Genomic DNA, 21,216 nt, shown 5'->3' with positions numbered 1-21,216 from the left:
TTCAGGATTTTGCTAGCCATCATATTGGCTAGTTATGCCGCCGACCATATAAGTCAGCCTTCAAACGGATATGTTGCGTTGGGGCTTTTCGAAATTATACTATCTATATTGGTTATTTATTCCCCTTTAAAATTCCTTATCAAACAATTATAAAACTCCATGGATTATCAGAATGCAGGTGGTTTTCCCACCATGAAAGTTATCAAAATAGTTACAGGTGTAATCTTGGCTTTTCTACTGTGGATTATCCAGCCCTTTACCTACGAGAACATAGATGCTGGAAACGTTGGAATAAAAATTAATCTTTACGGTTCTGACAGGGGAGTGGATAACATCACAATAGTTACTGGAAGGGTGTGGTACAATAGCTGGACTACTAAGATCGTTGAATTTCCTACTTATACTCAGTCGGTTGATTATGAGCCATTCGTGGTAACTACAAAAGATGCGGCAGAGTTTCAGGTTGACCCGAAGCTTAATTATCACATTAATCCAGCAATGGTCCCCCAGATATACCGGCAATACCGGAAGCCGCTGAAGGAGATTGAACAGCAGTTTATGAGGAACACCATTTATGACGCCTACAGGATAGTTGCAAATTCGTTCACTTCAGATTCTGTGATGTCTAACCGTGAGACATTTGAAGACAGGATACAGGTGTTGCTGACAAAAAATCTAGGTAAGGATGGGTTTATCTATGATCAGCTTACCTCTGCGATTACTCCGCCGGCATCATTGCGGCAGATGATCGATGAGAAGAACGCATCTATCCAGGCAAGATTGAAAGCAGAGAATCAGGCAAAGCAGGCGATGGCAGAGGCCCAGGTGAGTAAGGCTAAAGCAGAAGGAGAAGCCGCTGCTCTTCTGATCAAAGCAAAGGCTGAGGCGGAGGCAAACAGACTACGTCAGCAGTCCCTAACTCCCTTGCTGATCCAGCAAAAGGTGATCGAAAAATGGGACGGAAAATTACCACAGTATGGAACGGTTCCCCAGTTTTTTAAGAATGTAACAGATTAGGGGAGTGGTAACTTAAGTTTTAAGTGATAAGTTTAAGGGGTAAGTTTTAAGTCGATGGTCCGAACTCAAAACTTACCACTTAAACTCAAAAGATTCCTGTAGGGCCAAACTTATATTTAAGCGTGATGCTAATATTGCTGTAAAAGTCGTTGCGGCTGCCGGCGCTATAATAACCGTCTACCTGGTCTCCGAGCACATAATTAGCCTGGTACCTTAGTCCGGCAATGAGGCGTGAGTTGAAGCCTGAATTGTCAATGCCAACGCTTACAGGAACGAAAATTTCTTTATTGTTGTTCGTGCCCTGAGTTAATTGATTTTTGCTATTACGATAGATCTGCTGCTGGCTATTTTTTATGACACCGGCACCTAAGCCGGCATATACGCCTTTTGTTACATTTATCAGCAGAGCATTATGATTGACTGGCGTGTTATTCATAAATTGTCCCAAATGAAGTTTGGCCGATACCATCAGCGCTTTAAAATCATTTTGAAAGTGCCTGTTATAATTCGTCTCCCGGCCAGAGATTGTACCCATCTGAGCTTCTACTCCGCCATGTAGAAAAGGTGTAAGATAGTAGTCTGCCGTCCCTATAATGAGTTGTTTGTTTTGAGGAGCGTTAAGCTCACCGCGGTTGCTTGTTATCCCGCCTCCGGCACCAATGCTAAACTTGTGGAAGTTTTTCTGTGCATGGATCAATGATGGCAAAAAGCAGAGCAGAAGTGTGTAGATGTTTTTCATGCTGAGAAGACGTAGAAAAACATGCCAGAACACCTCTGTGCATTATCTGTACAACATCTATGGTATGTGTAGCCTTAACAAGACGCTGCGTTGTGAAACTGTGTTTACGTTTTGGCACAGATTAGAAGGAGAGAATCAGTATGGGACTAAAAGATTCCTAATGGACCAAACTTCATTTTCAGGCTTACCACTAATGTGCTGTAAAAGTCTCCCCGGTTTTCAGAACCATAGTATCCATCGATCTGATCGTTCATGGCAAAATGCGCCTGGTATCCGATGCCTGTTATAAAACGGGAATTTGAAGCGGAATTGTCTATTCCAAATGTGAATGGTATAATTACATCATTGTTTTTATTCGATCCGCCAGTTGTCCTATTCTGCTCTTCCCGATAAATTCCTTTTTGATGATTTGCTATAAACCCTATTCCGGTACCTGCATATATCCCTTTAAAGACGTTCATTAAATGTGCCTTGTTGCCAACCGGAATCCTCCGGCTTGTAATAAATTGGCCCATGTGTACTTTGGTGATAAGCAAGGCTGACTTATAGTGATTCTGGTAAAACCGGTAATAGCTTTTTGTTTCCTGGCCATACAGTTTTCCGAACTGCAGTTCAATACCCGTATTTATATAGGGGCTGAAATAGTAGTCAACAGAGCCTGTTAGTAAGCTTTTAGCTTCGGGGGAATTCAGGTCGCCCTGGTTTTGAGTAATGCCGCCACCCAATCCGGCACTGAGATGGTAAAAGTTTCTTTGGGCCACGCTAATAAAAGACAATAAGCAAAATGCAGGTAAGATTAATAGGTATTTCATAAGTAGGTGATTAGAAAAACAAAGTTATTTGCTTAACCTCTGAAAAATTGTCACATGTGCTAATTGTAAACTGTATTGTGTACTTGTGCAGCTTCTTGCTTCGTACAATTAATATCTCTATAATTGCAGCTGTACATATAATGACCAGCTATTCAAAACAAAACAGAGTTCTCATTGCAGTAGATTGTATAATCTTCGGGTTTGATGGAGAACATTTGAAACTGCTGCTGATACAGCGCGATTTCGAGCCTGAAAAAAATAAATGGAGCTTGATGGGTGGCTTTATAGAACCGGATGAAAGCCCCGAGGATGCGGCCGCAAGAATATTGAAGCAGTTAACTGGTCTTGAAGGTGTATATATGGAGCAGATGCATCTGTTTGGCGATGTGAATCGTGATCCTATCGAGCGTACGCTCAGTATCACTTACTTTGCGTTCATCGACATTCATAAATACGAAAAACAGCTGAGTGATGAATATCATGCCGAATGGTTTCCGCTTAAAGAGGCTCCCAAATTAATTTTTGACCACGATAAGATGGTTGAAATGGCTAAACAGAAACTGCGATACAAAGCAGCATTGCATCCGATCCTTTTTGAGCTGCTTCCTGAGAAGTTCACCATACCTCAGATCCAGATCCTTTATGAAAATGTCTATGACAGCATTTTAGATAAAAGAAACTTCAGCAGAAAGCTTCTCTCGACGGGACTTATCATCCGCCAGGCAGAAAAAGACAAGGAAAATTCAAAAAAAGGTGCTTATTACTACAAGCTTGATCCGGCTATCTATAAAGATAAGTTTGAATCTTTCCTGAATTTTATTCCAAATCCTCAGGCACTTATCTCTTAAAAATATCTTAAAATTTAAGAAAATTACAGAAAGGATTTTTATCTTTGATTTTATAAGTGTTGTTTTGACACGAATACCAGAATTATGAGCCAACAAAGTTTTGTTATTGGAGTAGATTACGGAACAGATTCCGTACGCTCGGTTATAGTAAATGCCCATTCCGGAGAGGAAGTGGCGGCATCGGTTTTTTATTACCCGCGTTGGAAACAAGGACTTTTTTGCGATGCTGCGGAGAACCAGTTCCGCCAGCACCCCCTGGACTATGTTGAGGGCCTGGAAAAGACAATCAAAGAGATCCTGCAAAAAGTCGGTCCTGAGGTAGCTGCCAATGTAAAGGCAATCTCGGTGGATACTACCGGATCCACTCCGGTTGCTGTTGATGCTAATGGCACACCTCTGGCCTTACTGCCTGAGTTTGAAACTAATCCTAATGCAATGTTTGTGCTCTGGAAAGATCATACTTCGGTTCAGGAAGCTGCGGAAATAAATGAACATGCGGGGAAGTTTTCAACTAACTACCTACAATATGTCGGTGGAATTTATTCTTCTGAATGGTTCTGGTCCAAATTACTACATGTTCTTAGGGCCGACGAGAAAGTGCGCGCTGCAATTTATTCCTGGGTTGAGCATTGCGACTGGATACCTTTTCTTTTAACCGGTGGAGATAAGGCTTCTGAAATTAAACGCGGGGTTTGCTCCGCAGGACATAAGTCCTTATGGGCAGAAGAATTTGGTGGTATGCCACCGGATGATTTCTTCGCATCCCTGGATCCACTTTTGGCTGGTTTTACTTCCCGCTTATCTGACGAGACCTATACATCCTCCGAAAGAGCAGGTGTGATCAGCACAGAATGGGCTGAAAAGCTTGGCTTACCTCAGGATGTAGTTATTGGAATTGGTGCCTTCGACGCACATATGGGTGCTGTTGGCGGTCAGATTGAACCTTATTACCTGAGCAAAGTGATGGGAACATCTACCTGTGATATGCTTGTAGCTCCTGTTGATGAGGTAAAAGGCACTTTAGTTAATGGAATTTGCGGTCAGGTACATGGTTCTATTATTCCCGGAATGATAGGAATGGAAGCCGGACAATCGGCATTTGGGGATGCTTATGCCTGGCTTAAGAATTTGCTGGCATGGCCACTTCAAAACGTATTGGCTCATACACAATTAGTTGATACGGAAACGGCCCAGAAACTAATTGCTGAGACAGAAGGGAAAATACTTGCTGAATTAAGCAGATTAGCGAATGAACTGCCGGTAGAAGAAGGTGGTGAATTTGCAATTGAATGGCTTAACGGGAGAAGAACGCCTGATGCGAATCAGTTATTGAAGGGCGCGTTCTTTGGTCTGGATCTGGGAAGTGATGCTGTTAAAATATTCCGCGCCCTGGTAGAATCAACCTGCTTTGGTGCTAAGAAGATCGTAGACAGGTTCATAGAACAGGGGATACCTGTGAAGGGACTGATAGGTTTGGGAGGAGTGGCAAAGAAATCTCCGTTCATTATGCAGATGATGGCCGATGTAATGAATATGCCTATAAAGATCCATAAATCAGAACAGACGTGTGCCATCGGAGCAGCTATGTTTGCTGCAACGGCTGCCGGTATTTATCCAAAAGTTGAAGATGCCATGGACGCTATGGGACAGGGTTTTGATGCAGAGTATCACCCAAATCCAGAACGTGTGGGAATTTATGAAAAACGCTACCAGCAGTATTCAGAAGCAGGTGCTTTTGTTGAAAATCTATACGCTGCAGAACTTACAACTTAAAACTTAGGACTTACAAATACATGAAATATCAACATATCAAAGACGAAGCATATAAAGCAAATATGCAGCTTCCCAAACTCGGTTTGGTACTGTTTACCTTTGGTAACGTTAGTGCCGCTGACCGCGAACTGGGAGTTTTCGCCATTAAACCGAGCGGTGTACCTTATGAGGATCTATCCCCTGAGAAAATGGTGATCGTGGATTTCGATGGGAAAATAGTAGAAGGGGACCTTCGTCCTTCATCAGATACTTTAACTCATGCCGTATTGTATAAACATTGGGAAATTGGCGGTATAGTACACACCCATTCAACTTATGGTACCGCTTGGGCTCAAAGTCAGCGGGATATTCCCAACTATGGTACTACGCATGCTGATCACCTTACGGCGGATATCCCTTGCGCTCCTCCAATGAGTGATGAGATGATCCTGGGTGATTACGAATACCAAACTGGATTTCAGATCATGGATTGCTTCAAGGACAAGGGAATTAGCTACAAGGAGGTAGAAATGGTACTGGTAGGTAATCACGCACCTTTCAGCTGGGGTAAAACTGCGGATAAAGCTGTTTATAACAGCGCTGTACTGGAAACAGTAGCAAAGATGGCTTATCTCACGGAACAAATTAATCCCGGAGCACCACGCCTGAAGGATTCCTTAATCAAGAAGCATTTTGAGCGTAAACACGGACCTAATTCTTATTACGGACAATAGGAAAAACAGCACACGCGGCACGCGTGCGCTAGCAGCATTATAAGTCGGTTGAAAGCTTATAGTTGGAAAGTAAAAGCTTAGAGCAGCAAATCGTAAATCGTAAATCGTAATTCATAAATCATAAATAAAAATGTTTGATCTTAAAAAATTAGAAGTGTGGTTTGTAACCGGAAGCCAGGACCTTTATGGCGAGGATACACTAAGGCAGGTAGCCGCCCACTCGCAGGAAATTGCAAATTCTTTGAATAATGCCGGGCAGATCCCAGTGCGGGTAGTTTTTAAACCTACAGTAAAAAGTACTGAAGAGATCTATGCTCTTTGCCAGGAAGCAAACGTTGCTGCAAATTGTATAGGTATCATTACCTGGATGCATACATTTTCGCCGGCCAAAATGTGGATCACCGGATTAAAGGCCTTGCAAAAGCCTTTGGCTCATCTTCATACGCAATATAATCGTGATATTCCGTGGGATACTATTGACATGGATTTCATGAACCTTAACCAAAGTGCTCATGGTGACAGGGAGTTTGGTTTTATTGCATCAAGAATGAAGATAACCCGTAAAGTGGTGGTTGGTCACTGGCAAGATCCTGAGGTATTAGATCAGTTGAATGCCTGGACACGTGCAGCTGCTGGCTGGAACGACTGGCAAGGAGCTCGTTTTGTGCGTTTCGGAGATAACATGCGTTATGTAGCAGTTACTGATGGTGACAAAGTTGAGGCTGAACTAAGGTTTGGTTTTTCTGTAAATACACACGGTATTGGCGACCTGGTTGCCGTGATCAATCAGATCAGTGATGCTGAAGTTGACAAGCTTACTGCAGAATACGAAGAGCATTATGCGGTAGTTGAGTCACTTCGTAAAGGCGGCGCTCAATACTCATCTTTAAGAGATGCTGCAAGGATCGAATTAGGTATGCTTTCGTTCCTTCAGGATGGAAATTACAAAGGTTTCTCTGACACGTTCGAGGATCTTCATGGTATGGCTCAGTTACCTGGTATTGCTTCGCAGCGATTGATGGGTAAGGGTTATGGATTTGCTGGTGAAGGCGATTGGAAAACAGCTGCATTGGTACGTGCGATGAAAGTTATGGGTTCGGGCCTTCCAGGCGGAAATGCATTTATGGAAGACTATACGTATCACTTTGATCCGTCGAACCCTCTGGTACTTGGGTCACACATGCTGGAGATCTGCGAATCCATTGCTGACGGAAAACCTAAATGCGAAATCCATCCACTTGGAATTGGCGGCAAAGCTGATCCGGTTCGTTTGGTGTTCAATGTGGCTGCAGGTCCCGCGATCAACGCATCGATCGTAGATATGGGGAACAGGTTCAGAATGATCGTAAACGAGGTGGAAGCGGTTGAGCCTAAAAATGATCTTCCTAAGTTGCCGGTTGCGCGGGTATTGTGGAAGCCTTATCCTGATATGAAAACAGGATGTGCTGCCTGGATACTTGCCGGAGGAGCACACCATACTGGTTATAGCCAAAATTTAACATCTGAACATATGCAGGATTTGTCCGAAATGGCAGGAATTGAATTTGTTAAAATTGGTAAAAATACGGACTTGTATCAATTGAAAAATGACCTTCGCTGGAGCGATGTTTATTATCAGTTGAATAAAGCATAACCAGCACTAACAGTTCTAAGCACACGCGGACGCGTGCGCTAGCATATGCAGATTGAAGACCTTGTTTGCTTGCTAGCGCACGCGTGCCGCGTGTGGTTTATAATTTACGGTACAGCTGTGGTTCTACAACGTGGTAACAGCTTCTACACACTAACCCGTTTTAGGAAGTCCTTAAAGAAAGGATCGGTATAGTCTTTAACAAACACGAGAATATTGTCCAATCCGTCAAACTCATATTCTTCGTGCATGGTGGTTAATACTACACATTCCATACCTGCTCTTCTGGCTGCTTCAACTCCTTTCGGATTATCTTCAAAAACAATACAGTCTTCCGGTTTAAATCCGAGCCCTTCGGCACCTTTTAAAAAAGTTTCAGGATCAGGTTTACTTACGCTCACGTGATCGGCACTGATGATCACCGGAAAATATTTGCGAATGTTTAAGCCGTCTAATACAAAGTCAACATTAAAAGTCATAGCGGCCGACCCAATAGCCATTTTAATGCCTTTCTTATCAGCCTCTTCAAGGAAACTATCAAGTCCCTCAATCAGCCTTAAATGTGGCCTGTAGGTTTCCTGGTAACGCTTCTCTTTTTCAAATGAAAGCCTGTCTTTCTCTTCCTTTGTAAAATGATCATCTCCAAACACCCGGGCTAGCAACTCGTGGTTTTTTCCGTACATCTCCATTTTAACCGCTTCGCGACTAAGATTGGCGCCGAGATCATTATTTAATATATCGTGCCAGGCGTCTGTATGGTAGCCCATATCGTCTATCATCGTCCCGTTTAAATCGAACAAAAATGCTTTCATGTGTTTATATCTGTCTTATTTGTTTATTGTACAATGTTAAATTTCATTGCGAATATCCATAAATAAACACTTTAATGCTTAAATGAAGATCGACTGACAAAATATTTGTTTAATAAAGCAACTTTTGCTGGGAGCTTACGTATTAATGAATAACATTTATGTCCTGGAAAATATAGATCTTCGCATTTATACTAAAAAAGACTTAAATACGTAATAGTAAGAATAGTCAATCACACTATACCAGAAAAGGGGTTAATTATGTTTGAGAAGTTAAAAGAATTAGTGTCTGATTTTATTGAAAGCTTAAAAAAGAAAGAACCAGCACTTGTTCCGGTAAGGAACCAGCAAAAGAGCCGGTTTGAGAAATAAACAGGTACTTAAGATTGAATGATAAAAGCCTCATTAATTTACTCTTTAATGAGGCTTTTTATAATAAGTTTTGCTGTCTTTTCGGAGGCGCCTGGCTTTCCCATCCTGGCCGACAGATCTTCATAGTTTTGCAGCATCTGCTCGCGGTAACCGCCCTTCAGCAATCTGGCAAGTTCCTCAGATATTTGCTCGGGATTACATTCCTCCTGAATCAGCTCTTTTACCACAAGCTTATCCATGATTAAGTTAACCAGGGATATAAACCTGATCTTAATTACCAGACGTGCAATAGCTACTGATATTGCGCTTGTCTTATATACCACCACTTCCGGAATATGAAATAAGGCAGTTTCCAGGGTTGCTGTACCGGATGTAACAATTGCGGCATCGGCGTTGGTCAGTAAGTCGTATGTTTCACCAAACACTAAGGGCAATTTTTGACTTTGCTGGAAATCATGATAAAACTGAGCCGAAAAATTGGGAGCTCCGGCAATAACAAACTGGTATTGCGGAAAACGTGCGGCTACCCTAATCATATCTGGGAGTATCTTAGTGATTTCCTGCTTCCTGCTGCCAGGAAGGAGAGCTACTAAGGGTTTACCTTCCAGGCCATGCTGTTCCCTGAACGCTGTATTGGGTTTGAACGCAGCAATGGCATCAAGTAAGGGATTGCCAACGTAATCCACCTCCATTCCCCACCTACGATAAAAATCAACTTCAAAAGGCAGGATACAGAACAGCTTGTCGACAACCTTTTTTATTTTTAATACACGTTTCTGGTTCCAGGCCCAAACCTTGGGAGAGATGTAATAGTAGACTTTTATCCCATTTTTTTTTGCGAATTCTGCAACCTTAAGGTTGAAGCCTGGAAAGTCTACCAGGATTAGCGCATCGGGTTTGTAATGAAGAAGATCTGCTTTTGCTTGCTTTAAATTTCTCAAGATGGCAGGGAGGTTCATCAGTACCTCGGCAAAGCCCATGTAAGACATCTCACTATAATGCTTCACCAAATCTCCACCCTGGGCAATCATCAAATCTCCGCCGAGGAAACGAAATTGGGCATTTCCGTCCTCCGACCTCAGAGCACGCATCAGATTAGCTGCATGCAGGTCTCCCGACGCTTCACCGGCAATAAGATAATACCTCATACCTGCATTTTATAATAGAAGAAGATGAAAGCACATATAAAGGTTGAGCCAATTATGCCACGCGCTGTCGATTCCATGTATCTTTTGGAATAATACTTGACTATAAAGAGGTTCAAAGCAACGCAGCCAATGTATAAGAGATCGGCGCTTTTAAGTACTGCGATGTTCTTTTTAAGTACTTCTACGATGATGAAAGCTATTGCTGGCAGAATAAGCCCTAACGCGGTTCCAAACCAGACATTGTCTTTGTTAAGCATTTAGTTTCCAGTTGTTTAAAAAAGGTATTGCATGATGGGCTGTAAGGTCGAACTGAATCGGTACTACAGAAGTATAATCATTGGCCAGGGCCCACACGTCGGTGTCCTCACCTTTGTCGTTATTCTGGAAGATGCCGGTCAGCCAATAGTAATTGCGTTTATGCGGATCAAGGCGTTCATCGAATTCTTCCGCATACTTGGCATTGGCCTGTCTGCAGATCTTTATTCCTTTAATTTTGTCAGTTTTGGGAAAGTTCACATTTAGTAAAGTTCCCTGAGGTAAACCATGTTCTAAAACCTGCTGGGCTATAGTTTTAATAAACGGTAAGCATTTACTGAAATCGGCGTCATAAGTGAAGTCATCGTATGAGAAGCCGACAGAAGGTATGCTTTCAATTGCTCCCTCAACAGCAGCAGACATAGTGCCTGAATAAATGACATTAATGGAATGATTCAAGCCATGGTTTATGCCCGAGACACAAAGGTCAGGTCTCTTACCTTTAAATACCTTGTTGACCGCAAGTTTAACACAGTCTACAGGCGTGCCTGAACTTTTGTACATTTCTACATCCGGGTAGATATGGACCCTGTCCAAACGTAGAGGTTTGCTGATCGTGATGGCATGTCCCATGCCCGATTGCGGACTATCCGGAGCTACCACAACAACATTCCCAAGCTCTTTCATTACATCGATCAGCGCCCGGATACCCGGAGCATCAATACCATCATCATTAACTACCAGTATGTTCGGCTTTCCGTTCTTCATTGTGCAAACTTAGATAAAATTTGCTAGCCTTTAAACTCTTATGAACCCGTACCGGCTTTTGCAACTCATAAATTTTCAATGTAGTTTAACCGTATCAGCAATCTTTTTCATGTACTCCGTTTTCACCTGACTTGCAGTTGAATAGCTTACAAAAGCATCCTGTCCTGTTAATACCGAGGTCAGGAATAATGTGTTTAAGAATAAAAAGAAGGTGAGCTGGAAAGTTAGCAACGGTGGGGAATGTGTGCAAATAGGGCAGGATCCTGTTTTGCTGGGTAACAAGGAGGCTTATACTATTGTAACTAAGAATCTTTTTGTTAACTGTAATGCTGAAGCGGAGGTAGGTAGTAACAAAAGCTCGCGAAATAAATATCTGAAAAACTATTTCAAAAATTGCAGTGGAGAGATGGTAATGCGTGGGGGGCATGATTGTCTTATCGACAGCAATGTTTTCGAAGATAACCGCGGGGGTATACGCATTAATGGGACCGGCCACAAGATTACTAACAACGAAATTTCGGGTGCTCAGACAGCTATAAGGCTAATGTATGGGATGGCCAAAGGGAAAGAGGAAAGGGGTTTTTATATAGCGGCGAGTAATTGTTATGTGAAAAATAATACCATCAAGAATACCCGGACCGGAATACTGGTTGGAGATAGTAAGGATGCTGATTTTACAGGTAATTTTGATCCCTCAAAGTATCCTTCAGGTTTTATTCAGAATGTTCCGCCTTTTAATAACCAAGTTGACGATAATACCTTTGTTCAGGTTTCGCAAAAGGTACTTATTCAATGAGACGACAGGGTAGCTTGAAAACCAGGCTAATCAAAGAGATAGTCTCTCTGCACTTAACCCAATTTTCACTTAATGCCTGTTTTAAGACTATTTAACTACCTTCTTTACCTTGATGGCATTCAAACCTTTCTGTCCTTTTTCGGTTTCAAAGGTTACTTTATCGTTTTCCTGGACGGGATCAAGGAGGCCGTTTATATGCACAAAAATACTTTCTTGTGATTGCAGGTCCTTGATAAAGCCATAGCCCTTTGATTCGTTAAAAAAGGTAACTATTCCGTTTTTTATCAGGTCTTCAGGCGAAAACTCCTGTTTCGCAATGCCAATCTGGATGTCTTCCGGCTTAATTTTTTTCCTGTTGGTGTTATCGGGAGGAGTTGATGTGATATTCCCATCTTCGTCTACATAGGCCATCATTTCATCTAAGCTCTTTCCTTTGTCGGAATTCGCTTTACGCTCTTCTGCCTTTTCCTTTTTGTCTTGTGCTTTTTTTAATCTTTTTTTCTCTTTTTCTTTTTTGCTGAATGTTTCAGTTGATCTACCCATATCTTTATATTTTTCTGCGAAGCTTGTTGGTTATAATTGTATTACTTTACTTATATGAATGTAATACTTAAAAATCGAAAATAAAAAAGCATTCCCGCGGGGGAATGCTTTACAAATGATTTATATAGTATCTTATGCTATTTTCACATTTACCGCGTTAGGTCCTTTGCGACCTTGCTCTACATCATAGCTAACGACATCATTTTCACGGATATTGTCAGTCAGACCTGAAGAGTGTACAAAGATTTCGCTTCCACCATCATTAGGTACGATAAATCCGAATCCTTTGCTTTCATTAAAAAATTTTACTGTTCCTTGTTGCATTATTTTATTGTTATGTTTATAAAGGTAAGAATAAAAACCAGGATTCAAAGTGCCAAAGGACTTTTGATGTGTATTTATCTCAATTAGTCAGTAATTTGAACGCTTTTTGAATCCGGAGGTATTACTTCAAGATTATAAATTAAATGAATATTAAAAAACCTTATGTGATATGTCATATGTTAGGCTCCGTTGATGGACGGATCAAGCAGGATATCTGGGAATTTAGAGATCACCATAAATATTTCGAAGAGACTGCAGAGAAGATTCAGGCAGATGCCTGGCTGGTAGGCCGGGTAACCATGGAAGAATTTTCAAGTAAGAAAAAGTATTTAATAGATGCTGAGGTAGACTCTGTTCCAAAGGAAGATTTTGTTGCAGACACCCAGGCCAAAACCTATGCAGTTGTTATCGATCCGTTGGGCAAATGTTTTTGGGACTCCAATATGGTATCCACTGAATATGTGATCGAAGTACTAACAGAAGGCGTAGCATCCGGATATCTTGAGCATCTCAGGAAAAAAAACGTATCCTATATCTTTGCAGGAAAGAATGACCTAGATCTGGATTTGGTATTGAGAAAATTGTATTTGCTGTTTAATATTAAAACTGTCCGCATCGATGGAGGGGGACATGTGAACGGATCTTTTCTGAATGCCGGTCTAATTGATGAGTTCAGTCTTGTGCTTGCGCCGGTAGCGGATGGAACCATCGGCTCACCAACGGTTTTTGAGGCTCAGGAAGGGTATGAAAACCGGCGTGCAACACAGTTCAGTATTAAATCGGTTGAAAGGATATATGACGACTTTCTATGGATCCGTTATCTGGTGATTAAAGAGGCTGTCAAACGTTAGATCCCTGGAGATTCCTTTGACTTATTCGGTAAATGGTGAACATGATCAGGCCAGATACGATGCTTATTGTCAGGTAGCTTAAGCTAAGATTGTGTTCATCTTTGGCTGGAAGCATGTTTATAATGCCGTAGCTTAGGAGTGATACTATAACATAAGTTATTCCCCCTGTCAGACCACTGGCTATTCCTGCATTTTTCGGGAAGAGACCCAGGCAAAAAGTGAAGTAATTGTTGAAAATATATCCTGCGGTAACATGAATTATAAAAGCAAAAAACAGCAAAGAGTATAGATTGGCAACGAAGCGAAGGCTCAGGATCATTGCAATCACAAATAAAAACTGAAGCATTAAATTGGAGCCCATTTTTTTAAAAAAGGGTCTGTTGATGGTTGCCTTTCCTATAAATCCTCCAACCATCCAGGCGAAACCTAAAATCAGTGAGCTGTAGCCTGCTACCATGGGTGTTAAACCAAGGTGGTGCTCTATAATGAAAGGTCCGGTCATGTTGTATATCATCACCATCGAGTAGGCCAGTCCCAGCATTACTATTCCCAAGGAAAAGTTGGCAGTTTTCACCATACTATAATATATACCTGCGATGTTGCCGAGTCTGAATTCAGAAAAATGCTTAAGGGTTTCGCCGCTGTATCTATACTCTAATAAGACCATGATTATCGACAAAGCCGCCAGAAAGTAAAAATTCGATTCCCAGCCGAAAGCAGTCTGGAGATATCCTCCAATGAACGGAGCAATTATGGGTCCTGTCGACCAGATAATTGAGAATAGACTGAGATAATGTTTTAACTTCTCACCGTGATAAACATCGACGAAATAGGCTCTTTTCGCAACGATGATTGTCCCGACCGTAAATCCATGAATTATCCTCATCAGGTAAATGAGGTAGATATTATGGGTTATCGCAATAACAATACAGGATGCTGCAAAGATGAGCAGGGATATCATACTTAATTTATATCTCCCAAAACTATCAACGATGCTGCCAATGAAAAGCTGGGAAACTCCGTAGCTTATTAGGAACAAGCTTAATGTTAGCTGAACATCTATACTGCCTACCCCCAGGGTAGAGGCCATACTAGGCAGAGAAGGAATGTAAATGTCGGTTGCAAAGCCAGATAAGGGCAGTAGGGCGAACGCTAAAACAGTAGATACACCTTGCTTGTCTGGGTCAATATATTTAATCTTTTGTGTTTCGGTAAACATCTTGCAATATTACTCTTTCGTTTTCTGCCGGTAAATGTATAGAAACACGGAATTGTCAATCTATAAACACATCATTGTAAAAAGCATTTGGAATTTCAATCATTTTTATTTCGCTTGCGGCTCAAGATATCGCTGGCGACAGATCCCGGGTTTTCACCGATGGATGAAGGATGGCCGCAGGAGTTAGGGTGCTCCAAAAAGATTGCACTTATTGAAGCACCGTAATAAGATCAATTCGGTCTTGCTTTTTTATACGTTGAATCTGAAATGCATGATGTCTCCATCGTCCACGACGTAAGTCTTTCCTTCAACGCTGAGCTTTCCGGCATCTTTGCATGCTGATTCTGATCCGTATTTTACAAAGTCCTCATACTTGATCACCTCGGCCCGTATAAATCCTTTTTCAAAGTCCGTATGGATTACACCAGCTGCCTGCGGAGCTGTAAATCCCTTTGTAATGGTCCAGGCCCGAACTTCCTGTACCCCGGCTGTAAAATAGGTATAAAGGTCTAATAACTTGTATGCGGCGCGGATAAGTTTGGCGACACCTGATTCATCAAGACCAAGGTCGGCAAGGAACATCTGGCGTTCTTCGTAGCTTTCCAGTTCTGCAATTTCTGATTCAATCTTAGCAGAAATAACTAACACTTCTGCATTTTCGTCTTTTACCGCTTCTTTTACCTGATCAACATAGGCGTTTCCTGTGTTTACCGAGGCTTCATCAACGTTACATACGTACAGAACCGGTTTAGACGTAAGAAGACTTAAATCGGCGATAAAGTCTGTGTCTTCCTCGCTTAGTGGAGCTGTGCGGACAGATTTCCCTGACTCCAGGTGACTTTTAACGATGCTCAAGACATCGAACGTTTTTTTGGCATTTTTGTCACCACCTGTCTTAGCCATTTTCTCTACTTTCTGGATCCTTTTATCTACGGTGTCAAGATCTTTCAACTGCAATTCTGTATCAATGATCTCTTTATCGCGAATTGGATCAACAGAACCGTCCACATGCACTACATTCCCGTCATCGAAGCAACGAAGTACATGGATGATGGCGTTGGTTGCACGTATATTTCCCAGGAACTGGTTACCGAGACCTTCGCCTTTACTTGCGCCTTTTACCAAACCTGCTATATCGACAATTTCGATAGTGTTCGGCACAATCTTCTGCGGATTAACTAATTCCGCAAGTTTTGTTAAACGAGCGTCGGGAACGGTTATTACTCCAACATTGGGTTCTATAGTACAGAACGGGAAGTTGGCCGCCTGCGCTTTAGCATTCGATAAACAATTAAAAAGGGTTGATTTTCCTACGTTGGGCAAGCCAACTATTCCGCATTGTAATGCCATTTAATATTTAAAATTTACGATTTACGATTTTTCGATTAATTACCTTTCGGCGTATTTGTAACCGATAAGCTTATATATCAGTTTAGCTAAGGTGTATTCAGAGAGGATACTGCCTTCAATAGGGGCGCATTCTACTACGTCAAAGCCAACTACATTTCGTTCCTGGAAAACTCTTTTTAGTAATTGCAAAGTTTCTGTCCATAGCAGTCCGTTCGGTTCGGCGGTACCAACGCCCGGCATTATGGAAGGATCGAAACCATCGGCATCTATAGTAATATATACATCATTACTCAGAGGTGCAACCATCTCATCGATCCATAACGGATTTTGTCGGATCTGATGCGCATAGAATGTGTGAATGTTATCTGATTCTTTAATTAGCTGAGCCTCTTCCCTGCATTGCGCCCGGATGCCTGCCTGGCAGATGGTTAATCCCATTTCATGGATCCTTGCCATCACCGATGCATGCGAATAGATATTATTATTATAAGACTGACGCAGGTCTGAATGTGCATCGATCTGAAGAACACTTAAGTTTGCGAATTTTTTTGAGAATGCCTTTACAAATCCATAGCTTACTGTATGCTCGGCGCCCAGAGATACCACAAATTTATGGTCATCAAGCAGTTTTTCAGTTTCCCGTTCAATCAGGCTAACAGCTTCTGCATCCACAATGCCTTCAAAATTTAAGGCAGGCAGCGTGGCGATACCAATTTTTTCGACAATTTCGGTGTCTAGCTCCTCGTCGTAACACTCCACATAGGCCGATGCACTGATAATTGCCTGTGGCCCTTTCGCCGAGCCCTGAAGGTAAGATGAAGTATATTCATAGGGAGCCTGCTGTATCACAACCTTAGATGTGTTGTACGCATATAGTGACTCATCCTGTAATCCCAGGAAGTTTTTATCTGCCGGCAAAGAAGTCATAGCTGCAAAATTTGCGCAAAGATAAGAATAATGAGATGGAGGAGTGGCTATAAAAAACAAAACCATCCCGAATTACCGGAATGGTTGATATCTTACAACGTGGGATCTTTAATTAAATATCAAAAGAGAAGTCATCTTCAGCCTTGGCAGTCTCAATTGAGTGCTCACTAAACTCATATCTTTTCTCAACTACGTCCTGATGAGATTTAATGTAATCAACTGTGTCTTTCAGTCCTTCGCTGAATTTTTCAAAATCTTCTTTGTATAAAAAAATCTTATGTTTCACGAATACCCCGTCTTCTAATCTTTTTTTGCTTTCGGTTACGGTTATATAATAATCGTTAGAACGTGTTGCTTTTACATCGAAAAAATAGGTACGCTTTCCTGCTCTTACTTTTTTTGAAAAAACCTCTTCTCTTTCTTTGTTTTCAAAATCTCCCATGATATAGTTAAAGTTTGCTTGCGGTAAATATAAAGTAAAAATAAATTAAGTTCAAAATACAATTTTTAATACTTTTTAGTGTTGTAACATCTATATCAGGTCGGCTTGTTGTTCTTCAAGTAATTGTTTTTCATACAATTTCATATAAGCGCCTTTTGCTTCTATCAAATCTGCATGATTTCCCTGTTCAATTATTTTCCCATCATCCAATACGAGGATTTTATCAGCATTTTTGATCGTAGATACACGATGGGCGATTAAAATTGTCGATCTGCCCTGCATTTTTTTTCCCAGATTAGTAAGAATTTCTTCTTCTGTACGCGTATCAATGGCCGAAAGGCAGTCGTCGAATACCAGGACTTGCGGGTTTTTAACCAAAGCTCTGGCAATCGACAGTCTTTGCTTTTGTCCGCCTGACAAGGTGATGCCTCTTTCTCCGATAAGTGTCTGAAATCCGTTTGGAAATTCTATGATATTATTATAAAGAGCAGAATCTTTTGCCGCCTGTTCCACTTTTACCATATTGGCCTCCGCTTCACCGAATGCAATATTGTTTGCGATGGTATCTGAAAAGAGAAAAACCTCCTGCGGTACAAAACCTATTTGATCACGATACGACCTAAGATCAATGCTTTGCAGAGGTTTGTTGTCGACTATAATTGCGCCATCGGTGGCATCGTACATTCGCATCAGTAAATTTGCGATAGTTGATTTGCCAGAACCGGTTCTCCCTATTATGGCCACAAACTCGCCCGGTTCAACTTCAAAAGATACATCGTCGAGGGCCCTGATACCCGTGTCGGGATATACAAAGCTTACATTTCGAAACACGAGATTCCCTTTCAGGTCTAACGGTTCTTTACCTTCCCAGGTAATATCAGGTTTTGTTCTAAGAAATTCATTGATTCGTTTTTGGGAAGCTGCCGCCCTCTGAATTAAGGACGTCACCCAGCCAAGAGACATCACCGGGAATGTTAAAAGGTTGACATATATTATAAATTCTGCAATATTCCCCGCGGTAATCTTTCCATTCATTACCTGTATACCGCCCAGGTATACGGTAATTAATGTACTTATTCCAACCAGGAACAGAATGGCAGGGTAAAAAATTGCCTGAACTTGCACGAGGGCTAATGAAGTTTGTTTATATCCTTCACTTTCAAGGGCGAACTTTTTTCTGATTTCCTTTTCGCGTCCATAAGCCTTTATCACCCTGATGCCGGAAAAGTTCTCCTGCACAAAACCCGACAACTTCGAAAGCTGCTCCTGTATCCGTTCGCTACGATGGTTTATAAGGTTGTGGACATAGTAGATACACAAGGCAAGGATGGGCAAAGGAAGGATACAATAAAATGTGAGCCATGGATCTACGTTGAGCATGAATGTGATAGACAGCATAAACAACACCAGCGTATTAATGGCATACATAATAGCGGGACCTAAATACATCCTCACCCGGTTAACGTCTTCCGTTGCCCTGTTCATTAGATCGCCCGTATTGTTCTTTCTGAAAAAGGCCATTGAAAGTTTCTGGTAGTGCCTGTAGATCTCGTCTTTAAGATCAAACTCGATATGGCGCGACATTAAGATAATGGTTTGCCGCATAAAGAAAAGAAACAGCCCACGCAATAATGCAAGCGCCAGCACTAAAGCTCCGAATAGCATGAGGCTTGAAGTAAAGGCTTCATATACCAGACCCTGACGGTTAAAGCCATTAAAGAGACGGTAAGTATCAATATTCTCGCTTACAAGATCGAAAGCTATTTGAATAACTCTTGCTGGTAAAACGCCAAAAATATTGGAAATGATAACGAACAATATACCGGGAACTAATCTCCAGCGGTATTTGTAAAAGAATTTATTTAAATAGGCAAGCTCTTTCATCTAATCTGGCAAACGCAAAGCTAAGTATTTCTGTTAATATCATTCTTTCGCTTAGAACTATAATTTTAGTACTTTTGCCCTCGGGACCCGAAAATCAAGGGATCTGGAATTATAAAAAGAATCGTTCTTATAACATGTTAAACAGACGTCAGCTAAGGGTTAAGGTATTGCAGGTATTATATGCTTACAATTTGTCGGAAAATAGATCTGTGAGGGTTTTTGAAAAAAAAGTACTTGAAAGTGTTGATGAAGTCTACGAAACATATATCTGGCTTTTGTCTTTACTGGTAGAGGTCGCAGATTTCGTTATAAGAGATGCCGACGAGCGGGCCAACCGCTATCTTCCTTCAGAAACCGATCTGAATTCGAATACGAAGTTGCATTTCAATAAGTTTATCGTTGCACTGAGAGGTAACACGGAGTTTCAGAGGGAAGTAAAAAAGTATTCCGTTTCCTGGAGTTTTGATCCCGAGGTGGTAAAAACGGTCTTTAATATTTTAAAAGACACTCCGGTATATCAAAACTATCTGGTATCCCAGGATGATACCATGCGATCAGAAAAGGACATCATAAAGTTTATCTTCAAGAAAATTATCAAAGTTACCCCTTCGGTTGAGCAGGTCTTCGAGGAAAAGTTCATTAACTGGCCTGTCGACAGAGATGTGCTTGATGCATTGGTGGCCAAAACTTTCAGTAATTTCCAGAGTGAGATACCTGATGAAAACAAGCTGGCGAAAATCAGTCCTGATTGGGCAGAAGACCGCGAATTTATCGTGAACTTGTTCAACAAAGTAATTACCTATGATGAAGAATACCAATTGTATATCTCTGAGAAAACTAAGAACTGGGAAGCAGAGCGGATTGCAATTATAGATATCCTCCTTATGAAAATGGCGTTAGCAGAGCTGTCACACTTTTCGTCAATACCGGTTAAAGTCACCATGAACGAATATATCGAGATTGCAAAAGAATTCAGCACGCCTAAGAGTAATTTCTTTATAAATGGTATTTTAGACAAAATTTTAGCTGAGCTAAAAGCGGCGGGTAAAGTGAGGAAAGCCGGCAGGGGCCTGATTGAATAATTAAAGACAAATAACAATATATATAATGATGAATAAAATAGTTCTCGCTATAACTGCAGCAACCTTCTTTCTTGCATCATGTAATAGTAATAAAAAAACTGCGCTTAGTGCGGATAGTGCAGCAACTGATTCTGCAGCTGTTGTACCAGAAGATGCACCGGTTATTAAGTTTGAAAAGACCAGTTACGATTTCGGTAAGATCACATCAGGAGAAAAAGTATCCTATGATTTTAAGTTTACGAATACCGGGAAAAGCCCTCTGATAATTTCTAATGCTACAGCTACTTGCGGATGCACGGTGCCTGATTATCCTCACGAACCTATCCTTCCTGGTGCCAGCTCTGTAATTAAGGTTGTTTTTGATAGTGAAGGTAAGTCCGGCATGCAAAACAAAGTTGTTACAATTACATCAAATACGGTTCCGGCAGCAACAGAAGTCTTTCTGGTAGGCGAGGTCTTATCGAAAAAATAGTATTGGGGCTGAAAAAAACAGATAGATAATTCCAGCCTGCACTTATTTGCAGGCAAATAAACAGATTAAACATAATTAGATAAATAATGACAGCAAACATTTTATTACAAGCGGGTGGCAGTGGTCTGATGCAAATGATCCCTATGATATTAATTGTCGTAGTGTTTTATTTTTTCATGATCCGTCCTCAAATGAAGAAAGCCAAGGATCAAAAGAAATATGTTGAAGAACTAAAAAGAGGCGATAGGATTGTTACAACGGCCGGTATCCATGGTCGTATTGCCGATATGAACGACACTACTTTCTTAATTGAAGTAGAAAGTGGTGCCAAAATCCGTTTTGACAAATCTGCCGTTTCTCTTGAGGCTTCAAAAGCATTAAATACGCCTGCAAAATCTTAACGATCCAAAATTATTTGGAGAGCCGGCCAGTTAACTGACCG

Annotated in this window: 23 protein-coding genes; 10 read left to right on the top strand and 13 right to left on the bottom strand. The window is 41.3% G+C overall.

All coding sequences use genetic code 11. The features are described from left to right. The first annotated feature begins 159 nt into the window (after positions 1-159). On the top strand, positions 160-1,017 hold the full coding sequence (locus J3P37_RS16450; RefSeq protein ID WP_256012445.1) for an SPFH domain-containing protein: 858 nt from the start codon (positions 160-162) through the stop codon (positions 1,015-1,017). A gap of 85 nt (positions 1,018-1,102) precedes the next feature. Here J3P37_RS16450 and J3P37_RS16445 read toward each other — a convergent pair whose 3' ends face one another. Together J3P37_RS16445 and J3P37_RS16440 are read right to left on the bottom strand one after the other, a co-directional pair. Continuing rightward, the gene (locus tag J3P37_RS16445) at positions 1,103-1,756 is read right to left on the bottom strand and encodes a hypothetical protein (RefSeq protein WP_256012444.1); all 654 of its coding nucleotides are present in this window, start codon (positions 1,754-1,756) and stop codon (positions 1,103-1,105) included. Positions 1,757-1,902: 146 nt separating this feature from the next. Continuing rightward, positions 1,903-2,568 carry a major capsid protein gene (locus tag J3P37_RS16440; RefSeq protein ID WP_256012443.1) on the bottom strand — a complete coding sequence of 222 codons (666 nt, stop codon included), beginning with the start codon at positions 2,566-2,568 and terminating at the stop codon, positions 1,903-1,905. 140 nt (positions 2,569-2,708) lie between these two features. Here J3P37_RS16440 and J3P37_RS16435 point away from each other — a divergent pair, with 140 nt between their 5' ends. The 4 genes from J3P37_RS16435 to araA all read left to right on the top strand — a co-directional run bounded on the left by J3P37_RS16435 (position 2,709) and on the right by araA (position 7,535). Next, on the top strand, positions 2,709-3,416 hold the full coding sequence (locus J3P37_RS16435; RefSeq protein WP_256012442.1) for an NUDIX hydrolase: 708 nt from the start codon (positions 2,709-2,711) through the stop codon (positions 3,414-3,416). A gap of 84 nt (positions 3,417-3,500) precedes the next feature. After that, positions 3,501-5,189, top strand: a complete 1,689-nt coding sequence (locus tag J3P37_RS16430; RefSeq protein WP_256012441.1) for a ribulokinase — start codon at positions 3,501-3,503, stop codon at positions 5,187-5,189. A gap of 20 nt (positions 5,190-5,209) precedes the next feature. Continuing rightward, complete coding sequence (locus J3P37_RS16425) at positions 5,210-5,902, top strand: L-ribulose-5-phosphate 4-epimerase (RefSeq protein ID WP_256012440.1); 693 nt, start codon at positions 5,210-5,212, stop codon at positions 5,900-5,902. Between the two features lie 130 nt (positions 5,903-6,032). Beyond that, on the top strand, positions 6,033-7,535 hold the full coding sequence (araA, locus tag J3P37_RS16420) for an L-arabinose isomerase (protein ID WP_256012439.1): 1,503 nt from the start codon (positions 6,033-6,035) through the stop codon (positions 7,533-7,535). 143 nt (positions 7,536-7,678) lie between these two features. Here the strand turns inward: araA and J3P37_RS16415 are convergent, their stop codons facing one another. The 4 genes from J3P37_RS16415 to surE form a co-directional block, all read right to left on the bottom strand. Further along, positions 7,679-8,344, bottom strand: a complete 666-nt coding sequence (locus J3P37_RS16415) for an HAD family hydrolase (protein WP_256012438.1) — start codon at positions 8,342-8,344, stop codon at positions 7,679-7,681. A 407-nt stretch (positions 8,345-8,751) separates the two neighbouring features. Next, positions 8,752-9,861, bottom strand: coding sequence for a lipid-A-disaccharide synthase (lpxB, locus tag J3P37_RS16410; RefSeq protein ID WP_256012437.1), 1,110 nt, complete (start codon positions 9,859-9,861; stop codon positions 8,752-8,754). Further along, the gene (locus tag J3P37_RS16405; RefSeq protein ID WP_256012436.1) at positions 9,858-10,118 is read right to left on the bottom strand and encodes a stationary phase survival protein SurE; all 261 of its coding nucleotides are present in this window, start codon (positions 10,116-10,118) and stop codon (positions 9,858-9,860) included. Before J3P37_RS16405 ends, lpxB begins: the two co-directional genes overlap by 4 nt. Then, entirely contained in the window at positions 10,111-10,884 is a 774-nt protein-coding gene (gene surE, locus J3P37_RS16400) for a 5'/3'-nucleotidase SurE (RefSeq protein WP_256012435.1), read from the bottom strand. The genes J3P37_RS16405 and surE overlap by 8 nt, the downstream gene beginning before the upstream one ends. Before the next feature lie 190 nt (positions 10,885-11,074). Between surE and J3P37_RS16395 the strand changes: the two genes are divergently transcribed. Continuing rightward, positions 11,075-11,680 carry a chondroitinase-B domain-containing protein gene (locus tag J3P37_RS16395; RefSeq protein ID WP_256012434.1) on the top strand — a complete coding sequence of 202 codons (606 nt, stop codon included), beginning with the start codon at positions 11,075-11,077 and terminating at the stop codon, positions 11,678-11,680. A gap of 87 nt (positions 11,681-11,767) precedes the next feature. Here J3P37_RS16395 and J3P37_RS16390 read toward each other — a convergent pair whose 3' ends face one another. Beyond that, positions 11,768-12,223, bottom strand: coding sequence for a cold-shock protein (locus J3P37_RS16390; protein ID WP_256012433.1), 456 nt, complete (start codon positions 12,221-12,223; stop codon positions 11,768-11,770). 132 nt (positions 12,224-12,355) lie between these two features. Further along, positions 12,356-12,547: a cold-shock protein gene (locus J3P37_RS16385; RefSeq protein WP_256012432.1), complete on the bottom strand. Its 192-nt coding sequence runs from the start codon at positions 12,545-12,547 to the stop codon at positions 12,356-12,358. 143 nt (positions 12,548-12,690) lie between these two features. On the opposite strand from J3P37_RS16385, the gene J3P37_RS16380 reads away from it, so the two are divergent. Beyond that, positions 12,691-13,398, top strand: a complete 708-nt coding sequence (locus J3P37_RS16380) for a RibD family protein (RefSeq protein WP_256012431.1) — start codon at positions 12,691-12,693, stop codon at positions 13,396-13,398. Here the strand turns inward: J3P37_RS16380 and J3P37_RS16375 are convergent. The 5 genes from J3P37_RS16375 to J3P37_RS16355 form a co-directional block, all read right to left on the bottom strand. Continuing rightward, on the bottom strand, positions 13,388-14,617 hold the full coding sequence (locus J3P37_RS16375) for an MFS transporter (protein WP_256012430.1): 1,230 nt from the start codon (positions 14,615-14,617) through the stop codon (positions 13,388-13,390). The two genes, J3P37_RS16380 and J3P37_RS16375, sit on opposite strands and share 11 nt — an antisense overlap. A gap of 249 nt (positions 14,618-14,866) precedes the next feature. After that, a complete protein-coding gene (gene ychF / locus J3P37_RS16370; RefSeq protein WP_256012429.1) occupies positions 14,867-15,967 on the bottom strand; it encodes a redox-regulated ATPase YchF in 1,101 nt (366 codons plus the stop codon). A 39-nt stretch (positions 15,968-16,006) separates the two neighbouring features. Then, positions 16,007-16,894, bottom strand: coding sequence for an agmatinase (gene speB / locus J3P37_RS16365; protein WP_256012428.1), 888 nt, complete (start codon positions 16,892-16,894; stop codon positions 16,007-16,009). Positions 16,895-17,006: 112 nt separating this feature from the next. Continuing rightward, positions 17,007-17,336 (bottom strand): DUF3276 family protein, encoded by a 330-nt coding sequence (locus J3P37_RS16360; protein WP_256012427.1) that lies wholly within the window; start codon positions 17,334-17,336, stop codon positions 17,007-17,009. Positions 17,337-17,426: 90 nt separating this feature from the next. Continuing rightward, positions 17,427-19,220, bottom strand: a complete 1,794-nt coding sequence (locus tag J3P37_RS16355) for an ABC transporter ATP-binding protein (RefSeq protein ID WP_256012426.1) — start codon at positions 19,218-19,220, stop codon at positions 17,427-17,429. 134 nt (positions 19,221-19,354) lie between these two features. Here J3P37_RS16355 and nusB point away from each other — a divergent pair, with 134 nt between their 5' ends. From nusB to yajC, 3 genes are all read left to right on the top strand, one after another. Next, positions 19,355-20,302: a transcription antitermination factor NusB gene (gene nusB / locus J3P37_RS16350; RefSeq protein ID WP_256012425.1), complete on the top strand. Its 948-nt coding sequence runs from the start codon at positions 19,355-19,357 to the stop codon at positions 20,300-20,302. A gap of 25 nt (positions 20,303-20,327) precedes the next feature. Continuing rightward, a complete protein-coding gene (locus tag J3P37_RS16345; protein WP_256012424.1) occupies positions 20,328-20,774 on the top strand; it encodes a DUF1573 domain-containing protein in 447 nt (148 codons plus the stop codon). Positions 20,775-20,860: 86 nt separating this feature from the next. Then, on the top strand, positions 20,861-21,175 hold the full coding sequence (gene yajC / locus J3P37_RS16340) for a preprotein translocase subunit YajC (protein ID WP_256012423.1): 315 nt from the start codon (positions 20,861-20,863) through the stop codon (positions 21,173-21,175). Positions 21,176-21,216 lie beyond the last annotated feature (41 nt).

The organism is Desertivirga xinjiangensis, assembly GCF_024436435.1.
Taxonomy (GTDB): Bacteria; Bacteroidota; Bacteroidia; order Sphingobacteriales; family Sphingobacteriaceae; genus Desertivirga; species Desertivirga xinjiangensis.
The sequence above is the reverse complement of the archived record's forward strand: the minus strand, read 5'-3'. Positions and strand labels throughout refer to the sequence as shown.